This window comes from Pseudomonas sp. ICMP 3272, assembly GCF_001466905.1.
GTDB lineage: Bacteria > Pseudomonadota > Gammaproteobacteria > Pseudomonadales > Pseudomonadaceae > Aquipseudomonas > Aquipseudomonas amygdali.
On record NZ_LKEK01000036.1, the window covers coordinates 128285 to 142501 of the forward strand.

The window sequence follows — 14217 nt, forward strand, 5'->3', positions numbered from 1 at the left end:
GATGGAATTCGCTTTCTACTTCGCATCCGGTATCGCTGTTGTGTCCACCCTGCGGGTGATCACCAACACGAATCCGGTGCATGCCCTGCTCTACCTGATCATCTCGCTGATCGCTGTGGCCATGACTTTTTTCAGCCTAGGTGCGCCGTTTGCCGGTGTGCTGGAAGTCATTGCCTACGCTGGCGCGATCATGGTCCTGTTCGTGTTTGTGGTGATGATGCTGAACCTCGGCCCAGCCTCGGTTCAGCAAGAGCGTGCATGGCTCAAACCCGGCATCTGGATTGGTCCGGTGATTCTCGGCACGCTTTTGCTGGCCGAGTTGCTGTACGTACTGTTCGCCAATCAGACCGGCGCTGCAATCGGTCACACCACAGTCGACGCCAAGGCGGTCGGCATCAGCCTGTTCGGGCCTTATCTGCTGGTGGTGGAACTCGCCTCGATGCTGCTGCTTGCTGCAGCCGTCACGGCATTCCATCTGGGCCGCAACGAGGCCAAGGAGCCAAGCCAATGAATGCTATCCCTCTTGAGCACGGTCTGGCGGTCGCCGGGGTCCTGTTCTGCCTGGGTCTGGTCGGCCTGATGGTGCGCCGTAACATTCTCTTCGTGTTGATGAGCCTGGAAATCATGATGAACGCCTCTGCACTGGCGTTCGTAGTTGCCGGCAGTCGTTGGGCGCAACCGGATGGGCAGGTCATGTTCATCCTGGTGATCAGCCTTGCGGCAGCCGAGGCCAGTATCGGCCTGGCGATCCTGATGCAACTGTATCGCCGCTTCCACACTCTCGATATCGATGCTGCCAGCGAGATGCGCGGATGAATCTTCTCTTTCTGACTTTCGTATTTCCCCTCATCGGTTTTCTGCTGCTGTCGTTCTCTCGTGGGCGCATATCGGAAAACCTTGCGGCGCTGATTGGCGTCGGTTCCATAGGTCTTTCAGCCATCGTCACGGCCTGGGTCATCTGGCAGTTCAACGTGGCACCGCCGGAAGGTGGTCACTACACCCAGGTGCTGTGGCGCTGGATGGACGTTGATGGCTTCCAGCCCAACTTCGCGCTGTATCTGGACGGCCTGTCCGTCACGATGTTGGGTGTAGTAGTTGGCGTCGGCTTCCTGATCCACCTGTTTGCGTCTTGGTACATGCGCGGTGAAGCGGGCTACTCGCGCTTCTTCTCCTACACCAACCTGTTCATTGCCAGCATGCTGTTCCTGATCCTGGGCGACAACCTGCTGTTCCTCTACTTCGGTTGGGAAGGTGTGGGCCTGTGCAGCTACCTGTTGATCGGTTTCTATTACAGCAACCGCAACAACGGCAACGCAGCACTCAAGGCGTTTATCGTGACGCGTATCGGCGACGTGTTCATGGCCATCGGCCTGTTCATCCTGTTCCAGCAGTTGGGTACGCTCAATGTGCAGGAACTGCTGGTCAAGGCACCGGAGCACTTCAAAGTCGGCGATTTCTGGATCGTGCTGGCAACGTTGATGCTGCTGGGCGGTGCTGTCGGTAAATCGGCACAACTGCCACTGCAAACCTGGCTGGCAGATGCGATGGCCGGTCCTACACCGGTTTCGGCACTGATCCACGCAGCAACCATGGTTACCGCGGGCGTCTACCTGATCGCGCGGACTCACGGCCTGTTCGCACTGGCACCGGACATACTGCATCTGGTAGGCATTGTCGGCGGCGTGACGCTGGTTCTCGCGGGTTTCGCAGCGCTGGTACAGACCGACATCAAGCGTATCCTCGCCTACTCGACCATGAGCCAGATCGGTTACATGTTCCTGGCATTGGGCGTAGGCGCATGGGAAGGCGCGATTTTCCACCTGATGACACACGCCTTCTTCAAGGCGCTGCTGTTCCTTGCTTCCGGTGCGGTGATCGTTGCCTGCCATCACGAGCAGAACATCTTCAAGATGGGCGGTCTGTGGAAGAAACTGCCATTGGCCTACGCCAGCTTCATCGTCGGCGGTGCAGCACTGGCTGCCCTGCCGCTGTTGACGGCAGGCTTCTACTCCAAGGACGAAATTCTCTGGGAAGCATTCGCCAGCGGTAACAATGGCCTGTTGTATGCCGGTCTGGTTGGCGCGTTCATGACGTCGCTGTACACCTTCCGTCTGATCTTCATCGCGTTCCACGGTGAAGCCAAGACCGAAGCACACGCAGGTCACGGTATTGCTCACTGGTTGCCGCTGTCGGTACTGATCGTGCTATCGACGTTCATTGGCGCGCTGATCACCCCGCCACTGGCAGGTGTTCTACCGCAGAGCGTTGGCCACGCCGGTGGCGAAGCCAAACACAGCCTGGAAATCGCCTCTGGCGCCATCGCCCTGGCCGGTATCCTGCTGGCAGCGCTGCTGTTTCTCGGCAAGCGCCGCCTGGCAACGGCAATCGCCAACAGTGGTCCGGGCCGCTTCCTGTCGGCCTGGTGGTTCGCTGCCTGGGGCTTCGACTGGATCTACGACAAGCTGTTCGTCAAACCTTATCTGGCGATCAGTCATGTGCTGCGTAGCGATCCGTTCGACCGCACCATCGGCTTGATCCCACGTCTGGTCAAAGGCGGTCATAACACTATGAGCCGTACCGAGACCGGCCAGCTGCGTTGGTATGCTGCCTCGATCGCCGTGGGTGCCGTTCTGGTACTTGGTGCCGTCGTTCTGGTTGCGGTCTGACATGAACCTTGCGAATTTGCGAAAGGAATTGAGCCCGTCATGATTCTGCCTTGGCTAATCCTGATCCCCTTTATCGGCGGCCTGCTGTGCTGGCTGGGTGAGCGCTTCGGCTCTACCCTGCCGCGCTGGATCGCGCTGCTGACAATGACCCTCGAACTGGTTCTCGGCCTCTGGCTGTGGGCTACCGGCAATTTCGGCTACGCGCCGGTGCCTGGCGCCGACCCGACCTGGACCCTGGAATTCCACCACCCGTGGATCACCCGCTTCGGCATCGACGTGCATCTGGCACTCGATGGTCTGTCGCTGCTGATGATCCTGCTGACCGGCCTTCTGGGTGTGCTGTCGGTGCTGTGCTCGTGGAAGGAAATCCAGCGCAAGGTCGGTTTCTTCCACCTTAACCTGATGTGGATTCTGGGCGGTGTCGTGGGCGTGTTCCTGGCCATCGACCTGTTCATGTTCTTCTTCTTCTGGGAAATGATGCTGGTGCCGATGTATTTCCTCATCGCGCTCTGGGGTCACAGCTCTTCGGACGGCAAGAAGACTCGTATCTACGCCGCAACCAAGTTCTTCATCTTCACTCAGGCCAGCGGCCTGATCATGCTGGTGGCGATCCTGGGGCTGGTGCTGGTGCACTTCAATCAGACAGGCGTGATCACCTTTGCCTACGCTGACCTGCTGAAGACCAAACTGGCACCGGGTACCGAATACATCCTGATGCTGGGCTTCTTTATTGCCTTTGCCGTGAAGCTGCCAGTGGTTCCGTTGCACTCCTGGCTGCCGGATGCGCATGCCCAGGCACCGACTGCCGGTTCTGTCGACCTGGCAGGTATCCTGCTGAAGACCGCTGCCTACGGCCTGTTGCGTTTCGCCCTGCCGCTGTTCCCCAACGCATCGGCCGAGTTCGCACCGATTGCAATGACGCTGGGCCTGGTCGGTATCTTCTACGGCGCATTCCTCGCGTTTGCCCAGACCGATATCAAGCGCCTGATTGCGTTCTCCAGCGTTTCGCACATGGGCTTTGTACTGATCGGTATCTACTCCGGCAGCCAGCAAGCGCTGCAAGGCGTACTGATCCAGATGATTGCCCACGGCCTGTCGGCTGCGGCACTGTTCATTCTCAGTGGTCAGCTGTACGAGCGCCTGCATACTCGTGACATGCGCGAGATGGGCGGCCTGTGGTCGCGTATCGCCTACATCCCGGCCATCAGCCTGTTCTTTGCCGCCGCCTCTCTGGGTCTGCCGGGCACTGGCAACTTCGTCGGCGAGTTCCTGATTCTGCTGGGCAGCTTCGCCAGCTCACCATGGATCACGGCGATCGCCACCTCCGGTCTTGTATTTGGTTCTGTCTACTCGCTGATCATGATCCACCGCGCCTACTTCGGCCCGTCGAAGTCCGACGAGGTTCTGAAGGGCATGGACGGACGTGAAATGATCATGGTGCTGGGCCTTGCGGTGTTGCTGGTCGTGCTCGGGGTTTTCCCGCAGCCGTTCCTCGACACATCGGCAGCGACCATGCACGGCGTGCAGCAATGGCTAGGCACTGCCTTCACTCAACTCGCTTCGGCCCGGTAAGAGCGCTATGGACCTGACGATTCAACACTTTATTGCGCTTGCGCCACTGCTGATCACCAGCCTCACCGTTGTAGTGGTGATGCTGGCGATCGCATGGCGCCGCAATCACTCGCAAACGTTCCTGCTTTCAGTAGCAGGTCTCAACCTGGCCCTGCTGTCGATCTATCCGGCACTGAAAGTTGCCCCACTGGTCGTGACACCACTGCTACACATCGATAACTTTGCCTGCCTGTACATGGCAATCATCCTTGCCTCTACCCTGGCCTGTGTGACCATGGCACACGCCTATCTGGGTGACGGCAAGGCAGGTTATCCAGGCAATCGTGAAGAGCTTTATCTGCTGATCCTGCTGGCAGCGGCCGGTGGGCTGGTGCTGGTCAGCGCTCAACACCTGGCCGGGCTGTTCATTGGTCTGGAGCTGCTCTCGGTGCCGGTCTACGGTCTGGTGGCGTATGCCTTCTTCAACAAACGTTCGCTGGAAGGCGGCATCAAGTACATGGTGCTATCGGCTGCAGGTTCAGCGTTCCTGCTCTTCGGCATGGCGCTGCTGTACGCAGAAGCTGGCTCGCTGAGCTTCGAAGGTATTGGCAAAGCCATTGCCGCGACAGGGATGCCAAGCCCGATTGCCAGCCTGGGTCTGGGTATGATGGTTGTAGGGCTTGCATTCAAACTGTCGCTGGTACCTTTCCACCTGTGGACCCCGGACGTTTACGAAGGCGCTCCTGCGCCGGTAGCGGCCTTCCTGGCTACGGCCAGCAAGGTGGCAGTGTTTGCCGTGCTGGTGCGTCTGTTCCAGATTTCACCGGCAGCCAGCAGTGGCGTCCTGCATGACGTGCTGGCAGTCATCGCCGTAGCGTCGATCCTGGTCGGCAACCTGCTTGCGCTGACTCAGACCAACCTCAAGCGTCTGCTGGGCTACTCCTCCATCGCCCACTTCGGTTACCTGATGATTGCGCTGGTGGCCAGCAAAGGCATGGCGGTCGAGGCGATTGGTGTCTATCTGGCAACTTACGTGCTGACCTCGCTGGGCAGCTTCGGCGTGATCACCATGATGTCTTCGCCTTACAGCGGACGTGATGCCGATGCGATGTTCGAATACCGCGGGCTGTTCTGGCGTCGTCCGTACCTGACGGCAGTCATGACCCTGATGATGCTGTCGCTGGCAGGTATCCCGCTTACCGCAGGCTTCATCGGCAAGTTCTACATCATTGCCACCGGTGTCGAGTCGCAACTGTGGTGGCTTATCGGAGCACTGGTGATCGGTAGCGCCATTGGCGTGTTCTATTACCTGAGAGTGATGGTCACCATGTATCTGGTCGACAACAAGCTTCCACGCCACGACGCAGCGATCAACTGGGCGCAGCGCACTGGCGGCGTAATGTTGCTGGCCGTCGCGATCCTGACCTTCGTGCTGGGCGTGTACCCGCAACCGCTGCTCGATCTGGTGGTCAATGCCGGTCTGCACTTAGCAGGCTGATCATCCAGAAACAAAAAACCCTGCCATTCAGCAGGGTTTTTTTTGCCTTCGGAAACGGCTGAAATGGTTACCCGTCGACGCTTTTCGCGGCCCGCACAGCGCCTGGCGATATGCCCACCGTTCTTTTGAATGCGCGACTGAAGGCCGCCAATGAACCGTACCCCAGCTGATTGGCAACGGCCTCCACCGAATGCTGCTCGCGGCTCAGGCTGTGCAATGCCAGGCGCATTCTCAGCTCCGTCAGGTACTGCAATGGCGGCTTACCCGTTGCTTCGAGAAAGCGCTGTGCGAACACTGATCGAGAATGCCGGGCCTCATGGGCAAGCGTAGCTACCGTCCAGCGTCTGCCTGGATGCTGGTGCATCATAACGATGGCTCGACTCAGCCGAGGGTCTTGCAAAGCACCGAGCCAGCCCGTGGCATTCCCACAGCCGCCTGCAACCCAGCCACGCACCAGCAGCGCGGCCACGACTTCAGCAAGACGTGCCAGAATGCCTGCGTGCCCAGCCTGTAGCATCAAGGCTTCACGCTCCATTGCCTCGAGCATGGGCCGCAGCTCGGGACACGTCTCCAGCAGAGTGCTGACCTGCATAACATCCGGCATGGCGGCAACAAGCGGCTGCATGCCGCCCAGCTCCAACTCCATGCAACAGCTAAAGATAATCGCCTGATCAACAGCTGCGCCCTCCCCGGCATCTGCCCGATCTTGAACGCCATCGCTGATGCCGGTAGACGGATCAAACCGCTGTACATCGCTTGCAGACGTGCTTTCGATCGTCAACATAGCGTGGTGCCCACCGCGCGGAATAAGAACCGCGTCTCCGGTATCGAGTTTGTATAGAACGTTCTCAGCGCTGCGTAGCCAGACAGGCCCACGTCCGACGAAATGAAACTGTGCTCGTCCGATTGCGTTAGTGAAGCCAACACCCAGAGGCGGCACAACTTCCAGCCTGCGGAATTGAACGCCGAAAAGACGCATACCGAGCAGTAGCTCGCTGATGGGGTCATTTGACGGGGCTTGCATGGAGGCCACTTCGAGTTCAGGACGATCAATCAATTCATCAGGATCTTACGTCATAGACCGTCCTACGTCATCGACCTACAGTGCGCCCATCACTTCTGCCGCGTGGAAATAGCCTCATGAATCACATTCGCTTCGTTCACCTGCTGCGCAATACCTTGCTTGCTGCGCTGCTGGCCGGACTATCGTCACTGGCCCTGGCAGTAGACAAACACTACACCGTCACAGCCCCTGACGGCGTCGAACTCGCTGTGCAGGAATCAGGCGATCCGAACGGGCAAGCCCTGATTTTCATTCACGGTTTGCTGGGCAGCCGCCTCAATTGGGAAAAGCAGATCGTTAGTCCGCAGCTGCAGCGTTATCGAATGATTACCTATGACCTGCGCGGTCACGGGCTTTCCGACAAGCACGCTAATACCGAGGCGTACCGTAACGGGCGCCGTTACGCGGACGATCTGGCAGCGGTACTTGAAGCCACGAACAGCAAGCGTCCAGTATTGGTCGGCTGGTCATTGGGGGGCGTGGTCATGTCTAACTACCTCGCCGCCTATGGTGACGCGAAGATCGGCGGCGTTGTGTATGTTGATGGTGTCATTGAGCTTAATGCTGCTCTGATTACAGCCCATCCTCATGTATATGCCGGCCTGAGTTCAGAGGACCTGAAGACACACCTTGATGCAGTACGCACTTTTCTCGGACTGTGCTTCCACACACAGCCAGATGCACCGACTTTCGAACGGCTTTTGTCGAATGCTGCGATGGCATCGTGGACGATGACCCGTGCCACGCCTGCAATGACTGTCGATGTGGCCAAAGGCTTGCCCAAAGCAAAGGTGCCGGTATTGATGCTGTATGGTGCCAAGGATGAGCTGGTCAACGTTCAGCCCAGCATCGCACGCGCCCGGCAACTCAATGCGCGGATTCTATCGAAGGTGTACGAAAACTCAGGTCACGCGCCATTTCTGGAAGAAGCATTGCGCTTCAATACCGATCTGGCAGCCTTCATGGAGTCGGCTGTCATTGCCGCAAGGGGCTCTGAATGAAGTCTGTTCCAGGCCTGTTACATAAATGAATAACCCGCGCATCCCCCTGCCTGATAACGACAGGGGCATTCGCGGGTCTGTATCGGCCACGCGTAACGGTATGTCAGCCTGGCAGCCTGACGGGCTTCTTGGCACCGCTGAACAAACCCCAGCTGGAGATGAACAGTGCGGCCACCAGAGGTCCTATGACAAAGCCGTTCAGACCAAAGACCGACATACCGCCCAGCGTGGAAATCAGGATCAGGTAGTCCGGCATTTTCGTGTCCTTGCCCACCAGGATCGGACGCAGCACGTTATCCACCAGACCGATCACGAAAACACCGAACAACCCCAGCACTACACCTTGCCAGATCATGCCGCTGAGCAGGAAGTAGACAGCCACCGGAGCCCAGACAATCCCCGCCCCCACAGCGGGCAACAGCGACAGGAAGGCCATGATCACTGCCCACAGCAACGCACTCGGGATGTCCAGCGCCCAGAAGATAAAACCGCCCAGCGCACCTTGCGTTACCGCGACCACCACGTTGCCCTTGACGGTGGCACGTACCACTCGAGTGAACTTGAGTTGCAGACGACGCTTCTGCTGTTCGCCCAATGGAAAGGCCGTACGTATCTTGCGTACCAGCTCCTGCCCATCTCGCAGGAAGAAGTACAGCAGGTACAGCATGATGAACACACTCACCACGAAATCGAAGGTGCCTTGGCCAAAACTGAACGCTTGAGTCGCCAGATACTGACTGCCCTGCATTGCCCCTTTGGTGATCTTGTCGCGTAATCCTTCAAGGTCGCCCATGCCCAGACGGTCGAGCAGTGCCTGAATCGAGTGCGGCAGCAGATCCTTGAACTCGGCGAGATAACCGGCAATATCCAGCTGCCCGGTCTCGACATTCTTGTACAGCGTGGTGCCCTCCTGAACCAGCAAGGCGCTGATGACAATCACTGGCAGAATCGCAATCACCAGACAGATTGTCAGGGTGCACAGGGAGGTAAGATTGCGTGACCAGTTGAACTTGATCTGCAACCTGCGCTGCACAGGCGCAAAGATGATTCCGAGAATGACCGCCCAGAATACTGCGCCGTAAAACGGTAGCAAAATCCATATGAAGGCAATGGTGACCAGCACCAATAGCATAATGAGGGTTTTGTATTGCAACGTGGTTTCGTTCATGTCCTGTCCATGTCAGTAGACCGCGCCTCGCGCCCGGTCTAGAGCTTAGTCAGCACTTGAACGTACGAGTGCCATCTTCTACGAAGGCAATATGACCGCGGTGGCAGGCGCAGGCTGTTGCGGACGTCAGCGCCCCTGCCACGCAGGCATCAGACACGGAACTGACTGACCAGACTGTCAAGGCGCGAGCCCAGTTCGGCAAGGCTGCGTGAGGTCTGTGCGCTTTGCCGGGTTTCATCGGCGACGCTTTCAACTGCACCTGCAATCTGGTGAACGCTGCGATTGATTTCTTCGGCAACCGCCGTCTGCTCTTCCGCTGCGCTGGCGATTTGCGCGTTCATCGAGTTGATCGTCGCAATCAACTCACCGATGGTCACCAGCGATGTGCCTGCTTCGTTGGCTTGCGCAGAGGTCCCGTCGCCAGCCTCGCTGGAGCGGCGCATTGCCGTGACCGCCTCCTGAGTGCCCTGCTGCAGACGGTCGATCATGCCTTGAATTTCCTGCGTGCTTTGCTGGGTGCGGCTGGCCAACGCCCGAACCTCATCGGCAACCACGGCAAAACCGCGCCCTGCTTCCCCTGCCCTCGCGGCCTCGATGGCGGCATTGAGTGCGAGCAGGTTGGTTTGTTCGGCGATAGAGCGAATGACGCCCAGTACGCTGACGATCGAAGAAACGTCCTTTTGCAGAACATCCAGTGACGAGCCACTTTTGCGGATGTCGTCTACCAGTGCATGAATCTGTCTGATACTGCCATCCACAACGCGCTTGGCGGCGCGCCCTTGTTCGTCGGTCTGCTGAGCAGCCACGGAAGCACCCTGCGCGCTCTTGGCAACCTCTTGAGCCGCAGCCGACATCTGATTGATTGCGGTCGCCACTTGATCTGTTTCGTGGCGCTGACGGTCCATGGCGGTTTCCGAGCGCTGTGCCTGGGATGACACTTCTCCGACCAGACCATTGAGTTGCCCAGTCATTTCGCTGACCTGACGAACCATACCGTGGATCTTGTCGACAAACCGGTTGAACGAACCAGCCAGATCACCAAGCTCGTCATTACTGGTAATGGCCAGACGCCGAGTCAGATCGCCTTCACCCGCGGCGATGTCATCCAGGTTGTTTTTCATCAAACCGAGCGGACGTAGCAGAGTGCCGGCCATCAATATCCCGATGACGCCAATGATGACCAGCACCAGAACGGTAATCCCCAAAATGCTGTACAGCATTTCCTTCAGACGTGCTTCGACGTTCTGCCTGACTTCAGCAACTTTAGCGTCAATGCCGTCGATATTAACGGCAGAACCGATGATCAGATCCCACTTCGGCAGATAATCCGTGTAGCCGATCTTGGGCACAGGTTCAGTCTTGCCAGGCAGGGCCGAGGAGTACATCACATAGTGAGTGCCCGCCTTGCCGACCGCCACCAGTTCGCGGTTGATGTAGACCCCGTTCGCATCGCGGGCGTCATTGAAACTCTTACCGACGCCATCAGGACTGTTGCTACGAAATATACGGATTACCTGAGAGTCATAGCCAAAGATATAACCATCCTTGCCATAACTGATGGAGGAAAGCAGCTTGATCGCATTAGCGCGCGCAGTTTCATCACCCGGCGCTGCAGCCTCGTAAAGCGGCTTGATGGCCGTCATGGCGATCGCAACGTAGTTCTGCAACGTTGCCTTGGCTTCAGAGAGCAGACGCTCTCGCGTATCACTGACCTCGCGCTCTGCCTGCCGGTGCAGCATGAACACCGTGGTGGCACTGATCACCAGCGCAAATATCAGAACCGGCAGGACTGCCAGCGACAGAACCTTGGCTTTCAGACTGAGACGCATAGGAGTGGCCTTATGGTTATTTTTATGAGTCAGAGATACCTATCAGGCTATCGGCGGTATCCGACGGACATTAAGACCCAGCGTATTTTTTTGTATGAAGACTCTGAAAGTTACAGGCTGACAACTTATGGAGCGGTGCGCTCGGGAAGATCAATGCGTACGCGAAGGCCCCCAGCGGGGCTCTCCTGCAATTGCAGTTGGCCGCCCCAGGCCTCGACGATATCGCGCACAATCCCCAGGCCAAGGCCATGACCGGTAATCTGCTCGTCAAGGCGAGCGCCACGGCTGAACACCTCTGCGCGCTGCGACTCCGGAATACCGGGCCCGTCATCGTCCACCAGCAGGCTGAAGCCCTGGGCCTGACTGAGAATGCTCAGACGCACTTCGCTGTCGGCCCACTTGCAGGCGTTGTCCAGAAGGTTGCCCAGCAGTTCGAGGATATCCTCCCGGTCCCACGGCAGATGCATGCCTGCTTCAACATCGTTGACCAAATGAAGGTGGGCACCATGAATCATGCCCAACGTGGAAAACAGTCCGGGCAGTTCGGCATCACAGTCGAAACGGGCTCTCGGCAGCGCGTCCCCGGAAAGACGGGCCCGATTGAGTTCACGCTCCAGACGCAGACGGATATTTTCCAATTGCTCCTGCAACGTCTTGCGCAGTGCGGGGTTGCCGTCCAGCTGTCCACTGAGGGCCAGGCTGAGCAATACCGCAAGCGGTGTCTTCAAGGCATGCCCCAGATTGCCCAGTGCATTGCGTGAGCGTTTCAGACTGTCTTCAGTATGCGCAAGCAGATGGTTGATCTGAGCCACAAGGGGCTCAAGCTCAAGGGGCACCTGATTGTCCAGTTGCGAACGCTGACCCTGTTGAAGCTGGAAGATCTGCTCGCGAACGGTTTCCAGAGGACGAAGCGCCCTGCGTACTGTGATGCGCTGTAAAACCAGCACCAGGATCAGCGCTGCGAGCCCGAGCCCGAGCCCGATCTGCTGCATGAGACGAAAGCTCGCCCTGACCGGCGTGTAATCCTGGGCGACGGTAATTGAAATCTGCTTGCCGAACTTTCGGTATTCGCTGGTCAGCATCAACAGCGACTGCCCGGTCTTGCCAAGTTCAAGGTTAGCGTGCAACCCCACTCCAGGCTGCGGCAGCTCAAAATCCCACAAAGAACGGGAGCGCCAGTGGCCCTGCGGCAAGTCCATGCGGAAATAGTGGCCGGACAGCGGGCGCTGATAGGCACCCGACAAGCGATGGTCATCCAGTTGCAGCCCGGCAGGACCTCGGACCAGCGCCACCAGCAGGTTCTCGCTCTCGTTGCGTAAGCCCGACTCCAGATAGCGCTGCAGGCCCACTTCAAACAGCCAGAGACTGGTCTGCGCCATCACCAGGCCGACAACGACCATAACGGCGATAAGACCCAGGCTCAGACGCCGTTGTATGGATTTCAACCTCCGGCTCCGCCGTATAGGTAGCCTTGGCCACGGCGGGTCTCGACCACTGCGCGGCCCAGTTTGCGCCTCAGGTGATTGACATGGACCTCGATGACATTGGAGTCACGCTCGTTTTCGCCATCGTACAAGTGCTCCGAGAGATGGCTTTTGGAGAGAATCTGTCCAGGGTGGAGCATGAAATAGCGCAGCAGACGAAACTCAGCAGAAGTGAGCTGGATATCAACGCCATCCCTGCTGACACTCTGGCGACCTTCATCCAGATTAAGGCCGGCAGACTCCAGGGTAGGCTGGTTGGCTAGCCCGTGCGAACGCCTCAATAGGGCCTGAATACGCAACTGCAGTTCTTCAGGATGAAAAGGTTTGGTCAGGTAATCATCGGCCCCCGCCTTCAAGCCTTCTATACGCTCTGACCACGAACCTCGTGCCGTCAGAATCAGTACCGGGGTAGCCAGGCCCTTGCCACGCCATTGCTGGAGAACCTCAAGCCCGGGCATGCCGGGCAACCCCAGATCCAGAACAATGAGGTCGTAGGGCTCGGTTGCGCCTTGATAAACTGCGTCACGACCGTCAGCCAGCCAGTCGACCGCATAACCTTGCCGCCCCAGCGCAGCGAGTAACTCATCTGCGAGGGGAACATGGTCTTCAACCAGGAGCAGGCGCATCAGTCATCATCCTCGTCTTTCAGCAATCGGCTATCGCGCGCATCGAACTTGAGCTCACGGACAACCCCTTGGGGAGTCAGCAACTCGAATTCATACACGTACATGTTATTTTTTTCCTCAAGCTCAGCCTCCAGCAGGCGAGCGCCGGGATGAAGACCCAGCGCGCGCTCGATAAACTGTTCGAGAGGCAGTATTACCCCACGCTGCCGCAGACTGAGCGCTTCATCCTGATTCAGATCTCTGGCATAGACAAAAGAGCAGGTCAGACTCAAACCAAGGATGACACAGAGACGCTTGTCGACATTCATTAGTTATCCTGATGATTCCTGTAGACCTGGCCCGTAGCGGCGTCTATTTCGAGAACCCACTCAATATCGTGCTTGTCACGCAGCTCGACATTGTAAACGTACCTGCCGTATATATTCTTGAACTGTGTATCAAGAATACTGGCACCAGGGTGCTTGCTGAGGGCGTTTGCATCGAGCTTTTCAGCCGACTGGAGAGTGCCCGCATTACTGAGGCGCAATACCTCCTGCGGGTCGACACCACGCGCCTGGATGACACATGAAGTCAGAACACATGTCAGGGCCGCCAGCAGGGTTGTCAGCGTTTTCATTGTTGGAGGTGTCCATAGCGGTCGATGCTTCTATGGCGTTTACCTTACCCCGTACAACTTAACTCAAACTGAATATATCTGGCCGAGTGCCATCAATCGCACCTGAAAGAATCGTCACACACAAGCCCTGCATGGAGTTTCAGGCCATTGCTGTTAAACTCGTCGATTGCATTTATCGCGTCTGCGATCGCCATTTTTCCGGGGCCAATACACAGTGGAAATCTTCAAAGAGTTTACCTTCGAGTCAGCACACCGCCTCCCTCACGTACCAGAGGGTCACAAGTGTGGACGTCTGCACGGCCATTCGTTTCGTGTCGGCATTCATCTGGCTGGCAAGGTTGATCCTCACACAGGCTGGATCCGCGACTTTTCGGAAATCAAGGCTATTTTCAAACCGCTGTACGAACGCCTTGATCATAATTACCTGAATGACATCCCCGGCCTTGAGAATCCAACCAGCGAAAACCTGGCGAAATGGATTTGGGATGAGCTGAAGCCTCTGCTGCCGGAGCTGTCCGCCGTTCGTATTCACGAGACCTGCACCAGCGGGTGCGAATACCGCGGGGATTGATTCTCCCGGAAAATAAAAAAACCATCTCGACCAGGTGGTTTTTTTGTATCTGCACGGTACGAAAAAGACTTTAACGTGCCCCAGACAAACAAAAACCCTCAACGCGTAAGCGATGAGGGTTTCTGGAATTTAATCTTGACGATG

The 14217-nt window shown here is 57.5% G+C and carries 14 protein-coding genes and 1 pseudogene; 7 read left to right on the top strand and 8 right to left on the bottom strand.

Annotated features, from left to right (window positions below; genetic code table 11):
- Position 1: 1 nt before the first annotated feature.
- The 5 genes from nuoJ to nuoN are packed head-to-tail and all read left to right on the top strand — an operon-like array spanning position 2 to position 5715.
- Entirely contained in the window at positions 2-511 is a 510-nt protein-coding gene (nuoJ, locus tag AO068_RS05075; RefSeq protein WP_005731865.1) for an NADH-quinone oxidoreductase subunit J, read from the top strand.
- Positions 508-816: an NADH-quinone oxidoreductase subunit NuoK gene (gene nuoK, locus AO068_RS05080; RefSeq protein ID WP_002554020.1), complete on the top strand. Its 309-nt coding sequence runs from the start codon at positions 508-510 to the stop codon at positions 814-816. Before nuoJ ends, nuoK begins: the two co-directional genes overlap by 4 nt.
- Complete coding sequence (nuoL, locus tag AO068_RS05085; RefSeq protein WP_058407810.1) at positions 813-2666, top strand: NADH-quinone oxidoreductase subunit L; 1854 nt, start codon at positions 813-815, stop codon at positions 2664-2666. Before nuoK ends, nuoL begins: the two co-directional genes overlap by 4 nt.
- 39 nt (positions 2667-2705) lie before the next feature.
- Positions 2706-4238 (top strand): NADH-quinone oxidoreductase subunit M, encoded by a 1533-nt coding sequence (gene nuoM / locus AO068_RS05090; protein ID WP_002554022.1) that lies wholly within the window; start codon positions 2706-2708, stop codon positions 4236-4238.
- Between the two features lie 7 nt (positions 4239-4245).
- Positions 4246-5715: an NADH-quinone oxidoreductase subunit NuoN gene (nuoN, locus tag AO068_RS05095; RefSeq protein WP_058407811.1), complete on the top strand. Its 1470-nt coding sequence runs from the start codon at positions 4246-4248 to the stop codon at positions 5713-5715.
- A 67-nt stretch (positions 5716-5782) separates the two neighbouring features.
- Here nuoN and AO068_RS05100 read toward each other — a convergent pair whose 3' ends face one another.
- Positions 5783-6739, bottom strand: coding sequence for an AraC family transcriptional regulator (locus AO068_RS05100; RefSeq protein WP_058407812.1), 957 nt, complete (start codon positions 6737-6739; stop codon positions 5783-5785).
- 116 nt (positions 6740-6855) lie between these two features.
- On the opposite strand from AO068_RS05100, the gene AO068_RS05105 reads away from it, so the two are divergent.
- Positions 6856-7779 (top strand): alpha/beta fold hydrolase, encoded by a 924-nt coding sequence (locus AO068_RS05105; RefSeq protein WP_058407813.1) that lies wholly within the window; start codon positions 6856-6858, stop codon positions 7777-7779.
- Positions 7780-7882: 103 nt separating this feature from the next.
- On the opposite strand, the gene AO068_RS05110 is transcribed toward AO068_RS05105, so the two are convergent.
- From AO068_RS05110 to AO068_RS05135, 7 genes and pseudogenes are all read right to left on the bottom strand, one after another.
- Positions 7883-8947, bottom strand: a complete 1065-nt coding sequence (locus AO068_RS05110; protein WP_004659453.1) for an AI-2E family transporter — start codon at positions 8945-8947, stop codon at positions 7883-7885.
- Between the two features lie 149 nt (positions 8948-9096).
- On the bottom strand, positions 9097-9939 hold the full coding sequence (locus AO068_RS29635) for a methyl-accepting chemotaxis protein (RefSeq protein ID WP_410003672.1): 843 nt from the start codon (positions 9937-9939) through the stop codon (positions 9097-9099).
- 15 nt (positions 9940-9954) lie between these two features.
- Positions 9955-10776, bottom strand: a pseudogene (locus AO068_RS29640) (cache domain-containing protein); the annotation flags it as partial.
- A gap of 125 nt (positions 10777-10901) precedes the next feature.
- On the bottom strand, positions 10902-12221 hold the full coding sequence (locus AO068_RS05120; protein ID WP_058407815.1) for an ATP-binding protein: 1320 nt from the start codon (positions 12219-12221) through the stop codon (positions 10902-10904).
- Entirely contained in the window at positions 12218-12886 is a 669-nt protein-coding gene (locus AO068_RS05125) for a response regulator transcription factor (RefSeq protein ID WP_004659446.1), read from the bottom strand. Before AO068_RS05125 ends, AO068_RS05120 begins: the two co-directional genes overlap by 4 nt.
- Positions 12886-13194, bottom strand: a complete 309-nt coding sequence (locus AO068_RS05130) for a PepSY domain-containing protein (RefSeq protein WP_002554027.1) — start codon at positions 13192-13194, stop codon at positions 12886-12888. Before AO068_RS05130 ends, AO068_RS05125 begins: the two co-directional genes overlap by 1 nt.
- Positions 13194-13502 carry a PepSY domain-containing protein gene (locus AO068_RS05135; protein WP_058407816.1) on the bottom strand — a complete coding sequence of 103 codons (309 nt, stop codon included), beginning with the start codon at positions 13500-13502 and terminating at the stop codon, positions 13194-13196. The genes AO068_RS05130 and AO068_RS05135 overlap by 1 nt, the downstream gene beginning before the upstream one ends.
- 214 nt (positions 13503-13716) lie before the next feature.
- Between AO068_RS05135 and queD the strand changes: the two genes are divergently transcribed.
- Positions 13717-14073 (top strand): 6-carboxytetrahydropterin synthase QueD, encoded by a 357-nt coding sequence (queD, locus tag AO068_RS05140; RefSeq protein ID WP_002554029.1) that lies wholly within the window; start codon positions 13717-13719, stop codon positions 14071-14073.
- Positions 14074-14217: the final 144 nt, after the last annotated feature.

What these genes read in the sequence shown, in the direction of transcription:
- nuoJ (WP_005731865.1), top strand. Translation starts at nt 2, where the DNA reads ATGGAATTCGCTTTCTACTTCGCATCCGGTATCGCTGTTGTGTCCACC.
- nuoK (WP_002554020.1), top strand. Translation starts at nt 508, where the DNA reads ATGAATGCTATCCCTCTTGAGCACGGTCTGGCGGTCGCCGGGGTCCTG.
- nuoL (WP_058407810.1), top strand. Translation starts at nt 813, where the DNA reads ATGAATCTTCTCTTTCTGACTTTCGTATTTCCCCTCATCGGTTTTCTG.
- nuoM (WP_002554022.1), top strand. Translation starts at nt 2,706, where the DNA reads ATGATTCTGCCTTGGCTAATCCTGATCCCCTTTATCGGCGGCCTGCTG.
- nuoN (WP_058407811.1), top strand. Translation starts at nt 4,246, where the DNA reads ATGGACCTGACGATTCAACACTTTATTGCGCTTGCGCCACTGCTGATC.
- AO068_RS05100 (WP_058407812.1), bottom strand. Translation starts at nt 6,739, where the DNA reads ATGCAAGCCCCGTCAAATGACCCCATCAGCGAGCTACTGCTCGGTATG.
- AO068_RS05105 (WP_058407813.1), top strand. Translation starts at nt 6,856, where the DNA reads ATGAATCACATTCGCTTCGTTCACCTGCTGCGCAATACCTTGCTTGCT.
- AO068_RS05110 (WP_004659453.1), bottom strand. Translation starts at nt 8,947, where the DNA reads ATGAACGAAACCACGTTGCAATACAAAACCCTCATTATGCTATTGGTG.
- AO068_RS29635 (WP_410003672.1), bottom strand. Translation starts at nt 9,939, where the DNA reads ATGGTTCGTCAGGTCAGCGAAATGACTGGGCAACTCAATGGTCTGGTC.
- AO068_RS05125 (WP_004659446.1), bottom strand. Translation starts at nt 12,886, where the DNA reads ATGCGCCTGCTCCTGGTTGAAGACCATGTTCCCCTCGCAGATGAGTTA.
- AO068_RS05130 (WP_002554027.1), bottom strand. Translation starts at nt 13,194, where the DNA reads ATGAATGTCGACAAGCGTCTCTGTGTCATCCTTGGTTTGAGTCTGACC.
- AO068_RS05135 (WP_058407816.1), bottom strand. Translation starts at nt 13,502, where the DNA reads ATGAAAACGCTGACAACCCTGCTGGCGGCCCTGACATGTGTTCTGACT.